The organism is Singulisphaera acidiphila DSM 18658, assembly GCF_000242455.2.
GTDB classification, from domain to species: domain Bacteria; phylum Planctomycetota; class Planctomycetia; order Isosphaerales; family Isosphaeraceae; genus Singulisphaera; species Singulisphaera acidiphila.
The window spans coordinates 6,817,194-6,832,777 of sequence record NC_019892.1 but is presented as its reverse complement, the minus strand read 5'-3'; the positions used below and the strand labels follow the sequence as shown (position 1 = coordinate 6,832,777).

The 15,584-nt window shown below is 61.8% G+C and carries 10 protein-coding genes; all 10 read right to left on the bottom strand.

Features of this window, described 5'->3' with window-relative positions; genetic code table 11:
• Positions 1-326 precede the first annotated feature (326 nt).
• The 10 genes from SINAC_RS26825 to SINAC_RS26780 all read right to left on the bottom strand — a co-directional run bounded on the left by SINAC_RS26825 (position 327) and on the right by SINAC_RS26780 (position 15,570).
• Complete coding sequence (locus SINAC_RS26825; RefSeq protein ID WP_015248713.1) at positions 327-2,519, bottom strand: beta-galactosidase trimerization domain-containing protein; 2,193 nt, start codon at positions 2,517-2,519, stop codon at positions 327-329.
• A gap of 49 nt (positions 2,520-2,568) precedes the next feature.
• Complete coding sequence (gene asnB / locus SINAC_RS26820) at positions 2,569-4,494, bottom strand: asparagine synthase (glutamine-hydrolyzing) (RefSeq protein ID WP_015248712.1); 1,926 nt, start codon at positions 4,492-4,494, stop codon at positions 2,569-2,571.
• Between the two features lie 72 nt (positions 4,495-4,566).
• The gene (locus SINAC_RS26815; RefSeq protein ID WP_015248711.1) at positions 4,567-5,673 is read right to left on the bottom strand and encodes a glycosyltransferase; all 1,107 of its coding nucleotides are present in this window, start codon (positions 5,671-5,673) and stop codon (positions 4,567-4,569) included.
• 97 nt (positions 5,674-5,770) lie between these two features.
• Entirely contained in the window at positions 5,771-7,039 is a 1,269-nt protein-coding gene (locus SINAC_RS26810; RefSeq protein WP_015248710.1) for an O-antigen ligase family protein, read from the bottom strand.
• Between the two features lie 153 nt (positions 7,040-7,192).
• Positions 7,193-8,377 carry a glycosyltransferase family 4 protein gene (locus SINAC_RS26805; RefSeq protein WP_020466850.1) on the bottom strand — a complete coding sequence of 395 codons (1,185 nt, stop codon included), beginning with the start codon at positions 8,375-8,377 and terminating at the stop codon, positions 7,193-7,195.
• Between the two features lie 34 nt (positions 8,378-8,411).
• Complete coding sequence (locus tag SINAC_RS26800) at positions 8,412-9,722, bottom strand: TIGR04063 family PEP-CTERM/XrtA system glycosyltransferase (RefSeq protein ID WP_015248708.1); 1,311 nt, start codon at positions 9,720-9,722, stop codon at positions 8,412-8,414.
• Positions 9,723-9,843: 121 nt separating this feature from the next.
• Positions 9,844-11,100, bottom strand: a complete 1,257-nt coding sequence (locus SINAC_RS26795) for a TIGR03087 family PEP-CTERM/XrtA system glycosyltransferase (RefSeq protein ID WP_015248707.1) — start codon at positions 11,098-11,100, stop codon at positions 9,844-9,846.
• 25 nt (positions 11,101-11,125) lie between these two features.
• Positions 11,126-12,235, bottom strand: coding sequence for a FemAB family XrtA/PEP-CTERM system-associated protein (locus SINAC_RS26790; protein WP_015248706.1), 1,110 nt, complete (start codon positions 12,233-12,235; stop codon positions 11,126-11,128).
• Positions 12,236-12,371: 136 nt separating this feature from the next.
• Entirely contained in the window at positions 12,372-14,717 is a 2,346-nt protein-coding gene (locus tag SINAC_RS26785; protein ID WP_020466848.1) for a VanZ family protein, read from the bottom strand.
• A gap of 127 nt (positions 14,718-14,844) precedes the next feature.
• Positions 14,845-15,570: an exosortase-associated EpsI family protein gene (locus SINAC_RS26780; protein ID WP_015248704.1), complete on the bottom strand. Its 726-nt coding sequence runs from the start codon at positions 15,568-15,570 to the stop codon at positions 14,845-14,847.
• Between the last annotated feature and the right edge of the window lie 14 nt (positions 15,571-15,584).

The window sequence follows — 15,584 nt, the reverse complement described above, 5'->3', positions numbered from 1 at the left end:
CCGGACCGGCCCAAACGGGTAGGAAGAAGCTAATGGGAACCATGTTGCAGGAGACGAAGAGCTTATGGCCACTCAGTCTGCACATTTGGCTTAGACATCTGCCATCAAAAATCTAAACCTGAAAGACTAACCCATGCCTCCAAAAACATGACTGCAAGCATTCATCAAAAATGGATTAACTCCGAGGCAGAAGTCTCGACACGCACCTCATTCTTGCTCTCATTTCAGGAGTTCGTAAAGGCAGGAATGGTTTTTGATGATCGAACCGGCGCGGTATCGACCGTCTTGGCTGGATCGCGTCGACCCACGTCAACATTGACGGCTTTCTACGGAGCGGCAAAGCTGAAGAAAACCGGCTCGACTCCATGAAATGAAAACTGAAAATTCCGGCCGGCCCCCAACGCCTTGCCGGAGCGTTCATTGATTGCGTCCCGCACGTCGGCAGCGAGCTCCACGTCGAGAGTCTCGAGGCTGGTGGCAAGACCGACCGCCCCGCCACCGCCGGTGGGAGTTGCGTTGACGGGTACGTTCCGGAAGATGAAGACGTAGGTCCGGTCGCCCTTGGTCCAATAGGTTACCTCGCACTGCGGAGGCCTTTGCCCCCCTCGGGTGACAACTACCCGTGGAGGCCGCCCATCGGGGATCACGTGCCGGAGGAACGTCGAACGGTGCGCATCGGTCGTCGTCCCTTCCTCACGATATTGCAGGTAGCGTTGTGGAGACAAATTCAAATAGACCGCAGTTCCCCGCCCGACCCGTCGGACGTTCTGAATCCCGGTCCGACGTTCCGCAACGGCGAACCCACCCTCCAGGCGACAGTTCACCGTCTCGAACAGCGTGCGATAGCGCTTGAAGTCATAGCCGGCGTCCTGGTTGGTCTCAACCCAGAGGGCTCCGCCAAAGAGGTCGCGTTTCGTCAGTCCCCCGTCGTGCGCGACCCCGAACAGATCATCCAACGCTCCACGCTTGCGGGCTTTGCCATGCTGGTCGAACAACCCGCAGGCGAAGTCGGCGATGACCGTACCACCTGCCTGGCAGAACTCGTTGATCCGCTTTGCTTCCACGTCGGACAATGCGTAGCACGCCGGGAGGATCAATACTTGATATTCTCCTGGCACACCGCGACGGATCAGCTCATCGTATGCCAGAAAGTTATACTGAACGCCGGAGTCGGCGAGCAGATATTCCCAGGCCTTGCGGACGTTGTGCGAGGTGCCGAGACGATGATCGTCGTTTCGATTCACCCAGGTTTTGCCGTGTGGCTCGATGTCCAGGCACCATGAGACCTGGATCGAAGGGTGCGAGTAATAAATCGCCACACCGTCGTGAATCCAGCGGGCTCCGTTCAGCTTTGGCCCCTGGACTGATCCCAACTCGCGAAGCGTGGCCTTGTAGCGGTCAAGCCAGGGGCGAGGTGTCGTGCCGTTGAACCAGCTCTCGTCCACCCAGCCGATCATCCCCCGATTGCCATGGGCGAAGTAATACCAGCTCTGCCAGATATCGTTGTCCGTGCCGAGCTTCTCGTTGTGAAAATGGGTCGTCACCTGGGGCCACGCATTCCCCGGATTGAAGGAACGGAGGATCTCCTGGGCCGAGCCAAGGTCGTAAGCCTCGATGAACTGGATCTTCTTGCTCAGCTTGGCGTAGTCATAGCCACCCCAGATACTGGGCGACTGACCGCCGACGAAGCCACAGGGGGTCGTCGGATCAGTTCGATTGGCGTGTTCGACAAGTTCACCGAGGAAGTAGGCCCAGGTCGAGTCGTTGTAGGTGAGGCGATCCAGTAACGGAGAGAAGTCAAGCTGTCCCAGGGGCCGATTCAACTGGTCGAGCACAAAGTCAGGTGTCACGTATTCAGCCTTCGGCGCCTTGCCTCCATAGTAGGTGTCGAGCCAACGCTGATAGGTGGCATCACCGTCATTGAGCCGCCAGGGCAAGGGTGTGACCAGGGCCCCCCAGGAGATCTCATCATCAAGGGCGTAGGCAACGCGCTGGGGACTGGTTCGCAGGCGGGTGATGTTCGTGGTGACTCGGTCGCGGACTTGCCGGAGTCGGTCAGAATCGAGCGGCCTGGGTCCGTCAGCCCCTTGCCGAACGGCCCGTGGATCGCGTTGGTAGGCCTGGAAGTTGGCCTTTTTCTCGGCCCCGCGAAGGTAGAGATCCCCTTTACCCGCTGTGTGGTCGTTGTAGAAAGGCAGTTCCCAGCGGGCAAGCCAGTCGAGAGGGCCTTCACCGTGGTCAGTGAACCCGCCGTTAATCCCGTAGTCTCGGCAGAAACGGCCCCCCGCGTCGCCCGTGCCGATCGACCAGCGATAACGCCAAGGCATATAGAGCCAGGTATTCCAGCGACCAGCCAGGACCTTGGGGTCGCGTGAGACCGGGCGAAACTCGGAGGCGGTTTCGATGTAGCGGGCATAGGCATCCGCCGGCGCAGGCGCGGGCGTCTCTCCGCCCACGGCGGGGAATGAGCCCTGGATCAGCAACGCCACCAGAAGCGTCAGCATTGCAGTGCGGGACATCGAAAGGTGCTCCGATCCGACCTGAGTATCGAAGGGGCCGGCCAACGCCTTACCCTCGCGCGGCGGCGGGGGGGACGGGTTCGAGAGGCCCAGCGCTGGTCGAGAGAAAATTCCGTCCCCATTGCTCCAGCATGAAGACGGCCCAGATCATTGACTCCATCCGGCTGATCCCGGCCTGGTGCGCTCGCCAAATCCGTCGGACCTCGTCAGTGTCGAGCACGGAGCGGATGAAAGCGTCAGGCGCGAACAGAGTGTCCTCGATGATTTCACGGAGCGGCCCCCGAAACCACGCTCCGAGCGGCACCGAGAAGCCCATCTTCGGGCGATCGACGACGTCCACTCCGAGAACCGGGCGGACCGCTTGCTTGAACAGGTACTTACCCTGGCCACCGCGAAGCTTCATGTGGGAGGGGATGGTGGCCATGAACTCCATGAACTTGTGGTCCAACAGGGGGACCCGAACCTCGAGCCCCACGGCCATCGACGCTCGGTCCACCTTGGTGAGGATGTCGTCGACGAGATAGGTCTTGATATCCACGTAGAGTTCGCGACTCAGCGGGTCGGTCGCATCGCTGCGGCGGTAAGCATCCTCGATGACGCCAAGCGGATCATACCCCGCAGCCCGCAGCTCGGGACGAATCAAGGCCAGCGCATAGCTGGGTTCGTGCGCGGCCCGGCTCCGATAGATCGCCTCGACATCCGTAGAGCCAAGGTTCTGAAAGGTGGATCGCGCTCGCAGGACCCGGGGCAGCCAGTCGGCCTTGGGATAGAGCCGGCCGAGCGGTCGGAAGGCGAGACGTCGCAGCGGCTCGGGAAGAAGGCTCCGGACCTGGCGCTCGCGCTGGTGGAATTTATACTTGCGGTAACCGGCCAAGTTCTCGTCGCCGCCGTCGCCTGAGAGAGCGACCGTAACGTTCCCACGGGTCATCTGCGAGACGCAGTAGGTCGGGATCGCCGAGCTATCGGCGAATGGCTCGTCATAGTGCCAGGCAAGCCGTTGGACAAGGTCGATGGCGTCAGGACGGACGACTTGGCGGTGATGGTCAGTATCGAATTTCTGCGCAACGGCATCGGCATACTCCAACTCGTTGAAGGCCGACTCATCGAAGCCAATCGAGTTGGTGACGACCGGCTTCGCGATCAGCCTGGCCATCGTCGCGACGACTGCGCTGGAATCAAGGCCGCCGCTGAGGAATGCGCCGAGGGGAACATCGGACAGGAGATGGATGCGGACCGACTCCTCGAGCTCGGCAAGGAATCGCTCGCGCAAAACTTCTTCGCTGTCGCGGAGTGGCTCAGGGAAGGAAAGGTCCCAGTATTGCCGGATTCGGGCGCCATGCTCATCGAGAACTGCCGTGTGGCCAGGGGGGAGCTTGAAAATCCCCTCGAACATCGACTTCGGCGCCGGCACCCAAAGGTAGGTGAGGTAGTCGTGCAGCGCCTCGGGGCTGATCCGCCTTGGCACACCGGGGGCTTGGAGAATGGCCTTGATCTCGGAGCCGAAAGCCAATCGCGTGCCGTCATTCCAGTAGTAGAGCGGCTTGATCCCAAGGCGGTCGCGGGCCAGGAGCAACTTGCGCTTCTTCTGGTCCCAGATCGCGAAGGCGAACATCCCCCGGAGGAAATCGACGCAGCGCTCGCCGTGGTCCTCGTAAAGGTGGATGATCGCCTCGGTGTCGCACCGGCTCCGGAACTGGTGCCCCCGGGCCACAAGCGATTCGTGAAGTTCCGGAAAATTATAGATCTCGCCGTTGAAGACGATCCAGATGGACTCGTCCTCGTTGCACATCGGCTGATGCCCCGTGGCAAGGTCGATGATGCTCAGTCGCGCATGTCCGATCGCAGCCTGACCGTCGACGAACGTGCCCGAATCGTCCGGTCCGCGGTGGTGCAGCGCCGCGGTCATCGGCCCGACCGCCCTGCCATCCAACTCGGTCAGACCGCCCAGGTCGATAATCCCCGCGATACCACACACGTCTGCATCCCCCTTATCTCAAACCGACATGCTTACCCCCAACGCAGGGGACGAAGGCGACGGCTGACAGCGTCAGAACGCTCGTGCGTTTTTCCTATAGAAGGCCGCGTACTGCTCGGCCATCCGGTCCACCGACAGACCCGCAACGGCCAGACGGCGAGACTCCACGGCGAACCGCGATCGCGCCTCCGAATCATCAGCCAGCGTCATGATCGCGCGGGCCAAGCCCTCAACATCGCCCGGTTCCACCAACAGCCCGGCCTGGCCTTCGCCAATCAGGCCAGGGATGCTTCCCACCCGTGTCGAGATGACAGGCAGCCCCGAGGCCATGGCCTCCATGATCGAGATCGGACGGCCCTCCCGGTGGCTCGACAACACGAACACGTCCATCTCGCGAAGTTGCTCGGCAATGTCGCGACGCATCCCGAGGAACCGGACCCGGTCCGTAAGTCCGCGCTCCGCAACCAGCCGCTCGAGGTCGCCCCGGGTGGGCCCGTCCCCCAGCAAACGCAGTTCCAGGTCGCGGGCGCCACCGTCAAGGGCACGGACGAAGGCGTCGATCAATACATCGTGCGCCTTGATCGGGTCGAGCCGGCTGACACAGCCAAGCACGAGTCGCCCACCGGGCGTCCGCCCCTCGGCAGGACGGAACCGCTCGACGTCGATGCCACTATCTAAGACGGCGAACCGGCCAGGCGCGATTCCGGCCTCGTCGGCAAACCGGTCGGCCGTCTCGGCCGAGATGCTCGCCAAGGCGGGGGTGAGCCGCGCGAGTTGCCGGTAGAGGAAGGCGCGGCGTTTCGGCAATCGACCCACACGATCCCAGCCGTGAAAGCTAAAGACGAGCCGGCCCCGCCGTAGCGCCATGAGCCAGGCCGCAGTCGTATCGGGCCAGGCCCAGCCATTGCGGACGTGGATGATGTCAGGACGCCATTCTCGAATGATTCGTGAGGCCCGCAGGGGAACGGAGCCAGGCCCGGAACCGCCGGCACACGACCAAACCGGGACCGTACTCGGGAGTTGGTCGGCAAGTTCGCCGACATCTTGCAGGCAGCAAAGGGCCTGCGTGAATCCGAGCCTCTCCAGGCCACTGACAAGGTTGAGAATCTCGACCTCCAGGCCACCGAAGCCGAGCCGGGTGACGACATGGAGGACACGGGGTTGGCTTCTCTCAGTCATGAGCACCGGGGGAGAGGAAACGCAAAAAAGTTGAGTCCGTTGAGGGCATTGGGAGTGCGTCCTGCGATCCTTGATTGGCGACAAACAGCGCCGGCCTTCAGACGCCCTCTCCGGAGACGGCGTTTGCAGTGGCCCGCTCCAACGCAGCGGGCAAGAGGAGCAACCACCAGAACATCTCAATGTAAGTCGCTGAAATAAACATCGAGCTGGTCAGATACCCGGAGAGACTCATCTGAAGGCCGAATGCGTTCCATGCGCATTCTTGTAAGCTGGGTGAGTTCAACGCCGACCTGCGGATCCTTGAGAGCGTGAGATAGGCATTGGCAATCAGCAAGGTGACCAGTCCCAGGCCTGGCCAACCGAGCTCCGCCACACAGCGGACATAGGTGTTATGGGTGTCGCGCCCGGCTTCCTCCGGGAGGTATTCGCCGATATGTGTATGGAAGTTGCCCGGTCCGACCCCAAGCGGGTTGTCGACGGCCATGCGAATCCCCGCTTTCCAGAACCTGATCCGCGACATGGCCGACTCGTCTTTTTCCCGCTCTCCTGATTTGAGAGTTCCCATTCGCTCGAGGTAAGCCGTGTCGACCACGGTCAGGGCCCCCATCGCGCCCAGGGCGACCAAGATCAGGATCTGCTTCCGCTGACCCTTGGGTGCCAAAGCGAGCATGACACCAACCGCCACCATGGAGGCCAGATAGCCCCCCCGGGAACGCGTCTGCACAATGCCGTTGGCGATCAGGCCTCCTGCTGCGAAGCAGATCAGCTTGCTTTTCCAGCCGCTCCGCAGAAAACGGACCCCGATCAGCGGGAGCAGGGCCACCATGTGAGCCGCCAACGCATTCGCATCCCCGAAATCCGGCCCGCCGACGCCCTCAAGTCGTCCGTTAACATACATACTGCTCGGCGCAGTGAAGCACTCGTGCCCAAGGTAGAGCGAGCAGAAAACGAGCACCCAGAGAAACTGATGGAACCGGCGCGGCGTGACGACGATATGGGTCAACGACAGCAGAAAGACGGCCATCTTGAGCATCTTGCCGACCACATCTTCCCGCGTCTCCTGTCCATGAATCAGCCCGGAAACGAAGATCCATCCGAGCAAAACAAGGTAAAGGCCTTCCTGCCTGCTGATGAGACGGCCATAGGGCAATCGTTTCAGGTTCAGGAGCGTACCGGTCGCCAGCGCCACCGAAATGGCGAGGCTATAACGGATCCCCGAGGTCGCCAGCCCTCTCCCCCACCAGGAATTCTCGGGATAGGTATGATAGTGAACCACGTAAGCGACAATACCGGCGAACGGCTCGGACAACGCCCAAAGGCTGCAAACGCCGAAGAGACCAATGATGAGGAATCCCTTAAAACCCATCGCAGCCCTTTCCACCCAGCCTCTTGCACTCGGCCTCCCCCAAGAACCAACCCCCGCTCTCGTGCACCACTCAGAAGGCGATCGATCTCGGTCGCCGTGCTGAGTCGTCTCACCCGGGAAGATGTCGGTGATTCTTGCCGAAGTCGGGCCGATTCAACGTGGTTCTCTGATTGTATCGAAAACAGAAGCCAATTCGTCAGCCACACGATCCCAGGTCCGCGCACTGCCCACCGACGCGATCAAGGAACGGTCCCAAGCCTTGGAGAGGGCCCGCTCCAGGCCGGTGCACAACCCCTCCCCACTCCGCTCCTCGACCAGTATGCCCAGTTCATCGCCGTGGACAATCTCGGAGATCCCGCGAATCTTGGTCGCCACAACAGGCAGGCCACAGGCTTGGGCCTCACAGAGGACGTTGGGCCATCCTTCGCGTGAACTCGCAAGTGCGAACAGGTCGGCGGACTGATACCAGGCGGGAAGGTCGTCGTTCCCGACGGCCCCCGCAAACCGGACCCGGTCCCCCAGGTGAAGGCTCTCAGCGAGGCGTTCCAGCGGTCCACGCTCGGGCCCGTCGCCGACGATGGCGAGTACGACCTGATCCCGCCCCAAACGCGAGACCGCATCGATGAGCAAATGAAATCCTTTTAATCCCGTCAGATGCCCCACGGAGAGGATGACGGTGGCGTCGTGGGGAAGGCCCAGGAACTCTCGGGCCGTCCGCATGTCACCGCGACGGAAGCGATTGGTGTCCACGCCATTGCCGATGACACTGACCTTCTCTCCGGAAACCCCAAGTTTCAGAGCTTCTTGCCTCAACCCTTCACTCACGCAGATCAGATGCCGGCTCGAATTCAGGTTGGAGCGGATCAAATCGGCAATGCCCGGTAGTTTCGGGAACAGGTTGAGGTCCGTGCCCCGCGCGGAGAGCACTACGGGTATGCCCAGTTCTTTCCCAAGTCGCACGGCGGCAGTGCCGTCGGGGTAGACGTAATGCCCGTCGATGGCGTCGAACGGATCCTTTGCGTGCAAGACCTTGACCAGGCGACGGACCCCGGCGGTCATCCAGGCGCCGTAGAAGCGCATCCCCACCTTGGGGGTCACGAGATAGCGCGGGTGATGGACCGGATATCCCCGAGTTTCCTCATAGCGAGGAACTCGGGCAAAGGTGTCATACGCCTTAAGAGTCCGGAAGGGGATCTTGGGGAAGAAGGGGACCGGTGCCACTACGGTCCAGCGATGACCATACTGACGCGAAAAATGCTCCATTCGCGCACGAACGAAGAGCGCATGGACCGGTTGGAGGGCATTGGGAAAGAGCGTGGACAGTGTAAGGATATGCATAAGACAATTCCCGAAGTGAAGCCTTCGGAATCCTTCATTGTCCTTTCCCATCCGGCCGCCCCAGCCGTCCGTCGCGAGCGGCGGATTCCTGGGCATTCCTGTAGACGACCTGATAGCGAGCTATAATATCTTCCCAGCGGCGCGTTTCCATCACGTGCCGCCGCGCCCTCTCGCCCATCGCCGGCCACTGGGCTCGACTGTCAATCGCCTGGCAGAGGGTCCGGACCAGAGCCGCAGAGTCGCCGGCCGGGAAGAGCAGGCCCGACTCACCGTCGCGGACCAACTCCTTCAGCCCCCCCACGTCGCTGGCCACGACGACCTTCCCCATGGACATCGCCTCGAGCGGCTTCAGCGGGGTGACCGTATCGGTCAGCCGCATCGACATGCGAGGATAGACAAGGATGTCGACGATCGAGTAAAGGTCGAGCACTTGGTCCGGCGGAACAGAGCCGGTGAAGATCACGGTTGACCCCAGGCCCAGCGATTCAGCCTTGGCCCGTAGGTCCGCCTCCTCTTCCCCGCCGCCCACAAGCAGGAGTCTCGCGTTCGGGGCTGTCTCCCGCAGATTGGCGAACGCATCGAGCAGGAGGGAAAGCCCCTCGTAACGATAGAATGAACCGAGGAATCCGATGACGTCGCGGTTTTCCAAACCGTACTTCTCGATCAAGGTCGTCTTGGGCTGGCGCGGAGTGAACCGTTCCAGATCGACCCCATTCGGGATGACAAAAATCTTCTCAGCGTCGATTCCACGGCCAACCAGCTCATCGCGAAGCCCTTCGCAGATGACGGTGACGGCGTCGGCCCGACGGAAGACGCGAGTCTCGATCATTCGACTTATGTTGTATTTAAATGAGTCTTGCTTAAATGTGCCATGATCCACCGCAGCGTCTTCCCAGAAGGCGCGCACTTCGTAGACAAACGGCAATCCTAATCGCCGGGCCACGGCGTAGGCCGGGATTCCGTTAAGCGAAGGGGAGTGGGCATGGATGAGTTCGGCATGCTCGGCCTGCGCTACGTCTTCAATCCGACGCCTCATCGTCCGGATCTGCCGGCGCTCCCTGAGGAACGGGATTTTCTCCAACTGCCCTTCCAGGCCTTCCGTCACGGGATCGGTGCGGTGGTAGACGATCTCGCCGATCTCTTCCCGCTCGCGCGGAGCTTTGCCGTGCTTCGTCGACGTCAGAACGACCGGATCGAACCCGAGCCGACGCTGGAACTGGAGGATCGAATCCGACCGAATGGCGTAGCCGCTGCGATGCGGCTGCGAGTGGTCGAGGACGTGGAGGATGCGGCGGGGAACGAGGAGGTTGTCGCCCTTCTGCTCGTTCGGGGAGACTTGGGTCATGGAGGTCACGGGTCGTTCACACCTGGTTCGAGTCATCTTTTGAGGTTGGCGACGATCCAAATCCGCCGCCTGTCAGTCGCTTTTTTCTCGGGGGCATGAATTGAGGGAGTTCAGCACTCCGTTAGCCTTGTGATCCGAGGAGCCTCCCGACCTTACCATCGATCAGGTCGTCGAACCGTCCCAGGCAGGTCTCCCAGCGATGGTTCTGCTCGACGTAGCGACGTGCGGATCGCCCCAGTTCAGTCCGTGTTTGGGTGTCGTCCCAGAGTCTGGCGATGGTTCGGCTCCAGTCGTCCGGCTCGTCGATCGCCAGTGCATCCCGACCTGGCACGAGCGCCAACCCTTCCAATGCAGCCGGTGAGGCCGCGACCGCCCGGCCCATCGCCATCGCCTCCAGGACCTTGTTCTGTACGCCTCGCGCCACCGGCAGGGGAACGACGACAATACGGGCCGCCTGCAGGTAAGGCCGGACGTCGGGGACAGGCCCGACGACTCGGATCCCTGGCACGGCACTCAGCCGCTGCACGGCCGCTACCGGCTTCCGCCCCACGATGTCGAAGGTTGCCGAGGGCACGCGCTCGCGTATCAAGGGCCAGACCTCCCGACAAAACCACTCTAGGCCCAAAACGTTGGCTCGATAGTCGAGTTGGCCGGCGAAGACACAGCCACCGGTCTCTTCAACTCCCAGCACTGGCTGGAAATAGTCGAGGTCCACACCGTTGGAAACGGCCTCAACGCAGGCGTCGGGACAGAAGTTCCGGTAAATCTCGGCTTCGGTATTCGTGGCGAGGACAACGGCCCGGGCCCGCCCGGCCTCCCGCTCCAGGGTCCGCACGCGACGGCCCTCGAGTCGGAACAGCGCCGCTTTCGGACCCGACGCCCGCCCGGCATAGTCGAACCACTTCTGGCTGTCGACATCAACCAAGTCAGCAACCAGCCGAGACTCTAAACCCCGGCCGAGGACATAGGACAGCACGCCCGACGAGTAGCAGACCACAGCATCATAGTCGGCCTCACCCAGCCAGCGGCCGATCAAAGTCCGCAGAGTCGGTGACTCGAACAACCCCTCGGTAAGACTTCGTCCGTTCGCCAGGCTCCATGCCGCGCGGATCCAGCGCCCGAACCGGGAGACCGGGACGGCTTCGACACGACGGCAGAGCCGGCCCAATACCTCAAGGGTCTCAGCCTCCACCGGCTCATCGGTCAAAAAAGCCAGGTCGACTTCCCCGAGCCGGGCCAGGTGAGCCACCAGGTGGTACGACCGGATCCGATCCCCCTTGTCAGGCGGGTACGGAACCCGGTGGACAAGGATGAGGATGCGCTTGCGGGGTCCGGCCGACTGCGGCTCTGGAATCATGGAGGTAAGGCCGGTAGTCACGGATCGGTTCCTGACTCGAGGATTCTCAGGGGAGCCATCGGCTGACGACGCCACCAAGCGGCCCGGCAACGCTGAGCGGGAGCCGACGCCAAAGGTCCTGGGTCCGCGAAAATGCCGCGTTACTGGGGCGGAGGTCGGGCAGTTCGGCGCCCCGAGGGCTATAGAAACTATAGAGCATAGGTTCGGGTTCGAACCCCTGGTTGGTCTTGAACTGGCAGCCGCCTATATTGTCGCGTCGAGTGCGGCCGAAATCGAAAACCCGCAAACCTAGCCCGACGGCATGCTCCATCAAAGCAAAATAGAGATAATTACTCGTATTGAGCCGGTTGTAGCGATCGTCGATACCGGCGTAGTACGGCAGGATCTGGTCGCGGAATCGGAATGACATGACGCCAGCGACGGGATTCCCCTCGTGGTAGATAACCTCCACGATGCAGTCGTCGCCGAACTCCTTGACGAGCCGGCTCAAGAACCGCCATGAGTGCCCGGGAGAGCCGAGGCGGCGGAGCGAGCGAACATAGAGATCGTAGAAGGTCTCCAGCAAGTCGTGGCCGAACCGGGCCGTCAAGCCAAACTGATCGCGTGCCTTGCGGATTTCGGCTCGCGCTTTACGAGGGAACCGGCCGAGGACTTGCTCCGGGTCATTCGGCATCGCTGCGCGAAAGGCGAAATAGTGGTCACGTACCGTGAGGTGCTCGCCGAGCGGCTCCTGACGCAGTTCGAGATAGCGGACCTGGAGTTGGTCGGCTTCCTGACGCGCCCGGTCGACGAGCTGCGCCTCAATGTCAGAGTCGTCGGCCGCGACCCCGCCACCGACGGCATAGGGGATCGAGATGAGTGCCCGGCCGGTCAGTGGACCGGAGACGGCGAATAGCGGGAGCACGCCGCAGACCCGATCGGAGCCCGACTCGCGGGCGACATAGTAGCGGGCCCGATGCCCGTACAGATCGCGGACGGCCCGCATCCAGCCAGAGCGATGGAAAAAGGTCGCATTCGGGGCCTCGGCGATGTAGGCATCCCACTCGCCGTGTCGGTCGGCGGCCAACTCTTCCACCCGGACCGGCCCGGCGGCGACGTGACTCGGCGACTCATCCCACCGGGGCAGTCGATCGATCGTTGTGTCGGATTGCTCCACAGGTCGCAGCCCTCCCGTTGCTATCAATAAGAAATATTTGCGCAGTGATGCTTACACCAACATCACAAACAAAAGGGAGCGATGGTCCAGCCCGAACGCGGGTAGGAACGCTGTCGCTGACGCTTCTCTTTTCTTCTTACTTTGGAGTGGGGGTGGCTTTCGCCCGAAGGTCGGGCAGACTTAACAACACCCACATCCCGATGATCGCGCCAATCTCGTAAAGAAAGATGTCTGTGAGATCGGCAATTTTTCCAGGCAAGAGAATCTGCACGAATTCGATGGCGACCGCCACGGCAAGTGTGGCCAGAAGGCCGACCCCGATCAAGACCGGCCGCTGCCTCGGGGAACTCGTCGCCACCATGGCGATCCCTCGCGCCAATAGGCCCCCGAGAGGAATGAACCAGAGCACCTTTCGGGCGATCTGCGTCATTGCGTTCCAGTCCGTTCCCCAGTAGAGAGCAGAGAAAGGCACGCGAGCCATCCCGGACAGCCGCTCCAGGATCAGCCTTTTTTGCGTGGTGAACGTGAACGGATACCAGAAGACGACCGCCAAGATCACAGCATAAGCGGCGGCCAGGCAAAACCAGGCCCAGGGGCGGTCGGAAGACCTCGGCTGGCGAACCGCCTGGGATGTTGTCCCAGCCTCCAGGCACGCCACACCGATGCTGGCGCCTAAGGCTCCCCAAAGGAGGTCCGCGCCGTTGGTAACCCGACTGTAAACAAGAAGCTGAGCCATTTCGATCAATGCTGCCAGAGCCGCACCGATGAAGAAGCCACGCACGACGTTCCCAATCGGCGTCTTGAGCCGAGCGAGCAGAGACGCGACCAGCAGGCCAACGGGTACAAACGTGGCTGTCTTGGCGAAGACCAGGTAGGCCGACTCCATCGGGTTGCTGCCACCGGTTGCGAAGAGGAGGATCCTTCCATCGTGATACTTCCTCCAAAGGTGGGTTGGGCTGATCGTCAGGTCGAGCGGCAGAACCGAGTAGACGATCAGACCAACGAGGTAGACCTCCAGGATCAAGTGGAACTTTCGATGGGAAGAAAGCGTCCGCACATATTCGCGAGCGACTCCTGTCATCCGTCGCCCGGCCAGGCTCCAAAGCACGACCCCTGCGATGGCACCGAGGACCTCGGCGGCGATGTCGTTCTGGGAGACGGTCCGGGGCGGAAACCAGATCTGCGTGAACTCGATGGCGCCGCTAAGAAGGGCACAAGCCGGGACGATGAACAGGCCGGCAGCGAGATCTCCGTACCGGCCCAGGCGATCGACGCGGAGCGCCCCGGCAAGTAAGAAGCTGAGCGGAACGAAGAGGAGGATATTCGCCACCCAGTCGCTCCGCGATTCAATCCCTAGCTCCAAAAAAGGGATCTGCCGAAACCGCTCCCAAGCCTCGCTCAGCGGGACCGACCGGAAATGCAACGGCACCAACGAACCGTAAATGGCAAACCCGGCGTACAACGCAAATAAGCAAAGATAATGGCCCCGACGCCAGGGAACGGCCGATACGGGCTTCGCCGGCTGCACACGGCGGTGCGCCGTGGGATTCGCCTCCCTCGAGCGGAGAACCAGACGCCCGAACAGCATCCCGACGCTCAAGACGGCAATCATCGAGCAGGCGGCGACGGCAAAGCGCAGGAAAATCAACGAGTCGCCGAGATAATGCTCGCGGTCCGGACTGAACAGGAACTCACGAGCAGCAAAGGTCCGGCCGTACTTGGTCAAAGCGGGGGTCGTGGCGACGAGCAGCAGCACCCACCCCACCACGATCGAGGCGAGCAGCAATACGATCGCCCCCGCCAACGGCCTCCAGCGCCCCTCGACCGCCCGGATCATCGCCAGGGAGATGGCACCTGCAGTCAGCCCGAGCAGGCACACAAAAGCCAACACCGCGCCGGCCGAAACCAAACTGCCTCCACCACGGAGCAGTTCGACGAGGTTGTCCGTACAGGCATAAGGGATGACAATGATGTAAGAGAGCACCGCCATGGCGGACAGGCCGATCAACCCCGGCAGATCGCGCCGCTGGGGCGTGCCTCCGATCGTGAGGCGAACCCCAAGCGTCAGCCCGACCACGATGCCGAGGTAAAGCCCAACGAATCGTCCGAGATCCTCCAACTCACCCGGCAGTCCAAGGACCGGGCTTCCAATAATGTCGCTGATCGACTCATAAGGGACGGCCATCCGCAGCAGGGCGTAGATCAGGGCTGCGACGGAGATGCCGTTCAGAGGACCGACCCAGGCGAACTCACTAGGGCGTCGGTCCCAGAGCCAGGCCAGCAGCAGGGGAGTCGCGCCGGTGATCAGCAGACAGAGACCGAGAACGCCGAGTGTCAGTACTGGCTGTCTTGATGCAATGAGCTCTCGAAGGTTGTACGGCACCCCAGGATGCCGTAGCAGCACCAAGCCACACAACACGAACGCAACCAACGTCCCGATCAGAACCAGGCCGGCCGGGACATGCGCCGAGAAGCGGGACAATCGTCTTGTCCCAAGATTCCCAAAATTGTGATCGGCGCGGGCGTAGGGTGGCATCGTGATTCAGGTGGTCGTGACTCGAGCGGTGTAGGCAGCAGGACCTGACGGAAATCTCAATACAACTCACAAATCAGCTTGTGACACCCACATATTTCCGAGGCAGGTGGGTCGCGCGTTCCGTCCCGGTGCGCCCCATCTCTTCCTTTGCGTGTCCAAAGAGGACCTTGTCCAACTCGGGCAGCAGAATCCGGAGAAGTCTCAAACTGGGATCATCGTCGGTCCGCTCGTCGGGTGAGGACAATTCTCGGATCACATACAGCTTGTAGAGCACGTCTCTGGGCGCAAACGCCAAGCGTGGGTTTTGCGGAACCTCCCAGGCCCCGGCGGTGGACCAGGACCAGAGAATACGTAAATACGTAGGCACAGGAATATTGGTCTTGCCCATCAGGGCATTGCGAAACGCGGCCGGTGTACCGGAGGGATTGATCGGTAGAGAGCGCCCGGTTGGTGGCCCGATCGGCTCGAAACCGGCCCCGGAGTAGCAGATGTCCGGTGTATGGACCGAGATCGGCCCGGGGGCACCGCACACCAGGAGGATCGTCACCGCATCGCCGTGGAGGCGATCCTCATAGCGTCGAGCGACATATCCGGCGATCTCCGCCAGGGCCAATTGCTCACGATCAAGTTTCATCGCCTGTCCTTGCCAATCGCCCAGTGTCATGGGGAGGCGATCGATCCTGGCCGCCGCGTCTTCAATCGCGTGCGACACGGTCCAGCGATGAGTCCACCGGCCGTGGACGATCCCGGCGGCGATCACCAGGCTCAGGGCGGCGACTATAGGCAGGTTTCGAAGCATTGAGTTGGCTCGCC

What these genes read in the sequence shown, in the direction of transcription:
- SINAC_RS26805 (WP_020466850.1), bottom strand. Translation starts at nt 8,377, where the DNA reads ATGCATATCCTTACACTGTCCACGCTCTTTCCCAATGCCCTCCAACCG.
- SINAC_RS26780 (WP_015248704.1), bottom strand. Translation starts at nt 15,570, where the DNA reads ATGCTTCGAAACCTGCCTATAGTCGCCGCCCTGAGCCTGGTGATCGCC.
- SINAC_RS26810 (WP_015248710.1), bottom strand. Translation starts at nt 7,039, where the DNA reads ATGGGTTTTAAGGGATTCCTCATCATTGGTCTCTTCGGCGTTTGCAGC.
- SINAC_RS26800 (WP_015248708.1), bottom strand. Translation starts at nt 9,722, where the DNA reads ATGACCCAAGTCTCCCCGAACGAGCAGAAGGGCGACAACCTCCTCGTT.
- SINAC_RS26825 (WP_015248713.1), bottom strand. Translation starts at nt 2,519, where the DNA reads ATGTCCCGCACTGCAATGCTGACGCTTCTGGTGGCGTTGCTGATCCAG.
- SINAC_RS26815 (WP_015248711.1), bottom strand. Translation starts at nt 5,673, where the DNA reads ATGACTGAGAGAAGCCAACCCCGTGTCCTCCATGTCGTCACCCGGCTC.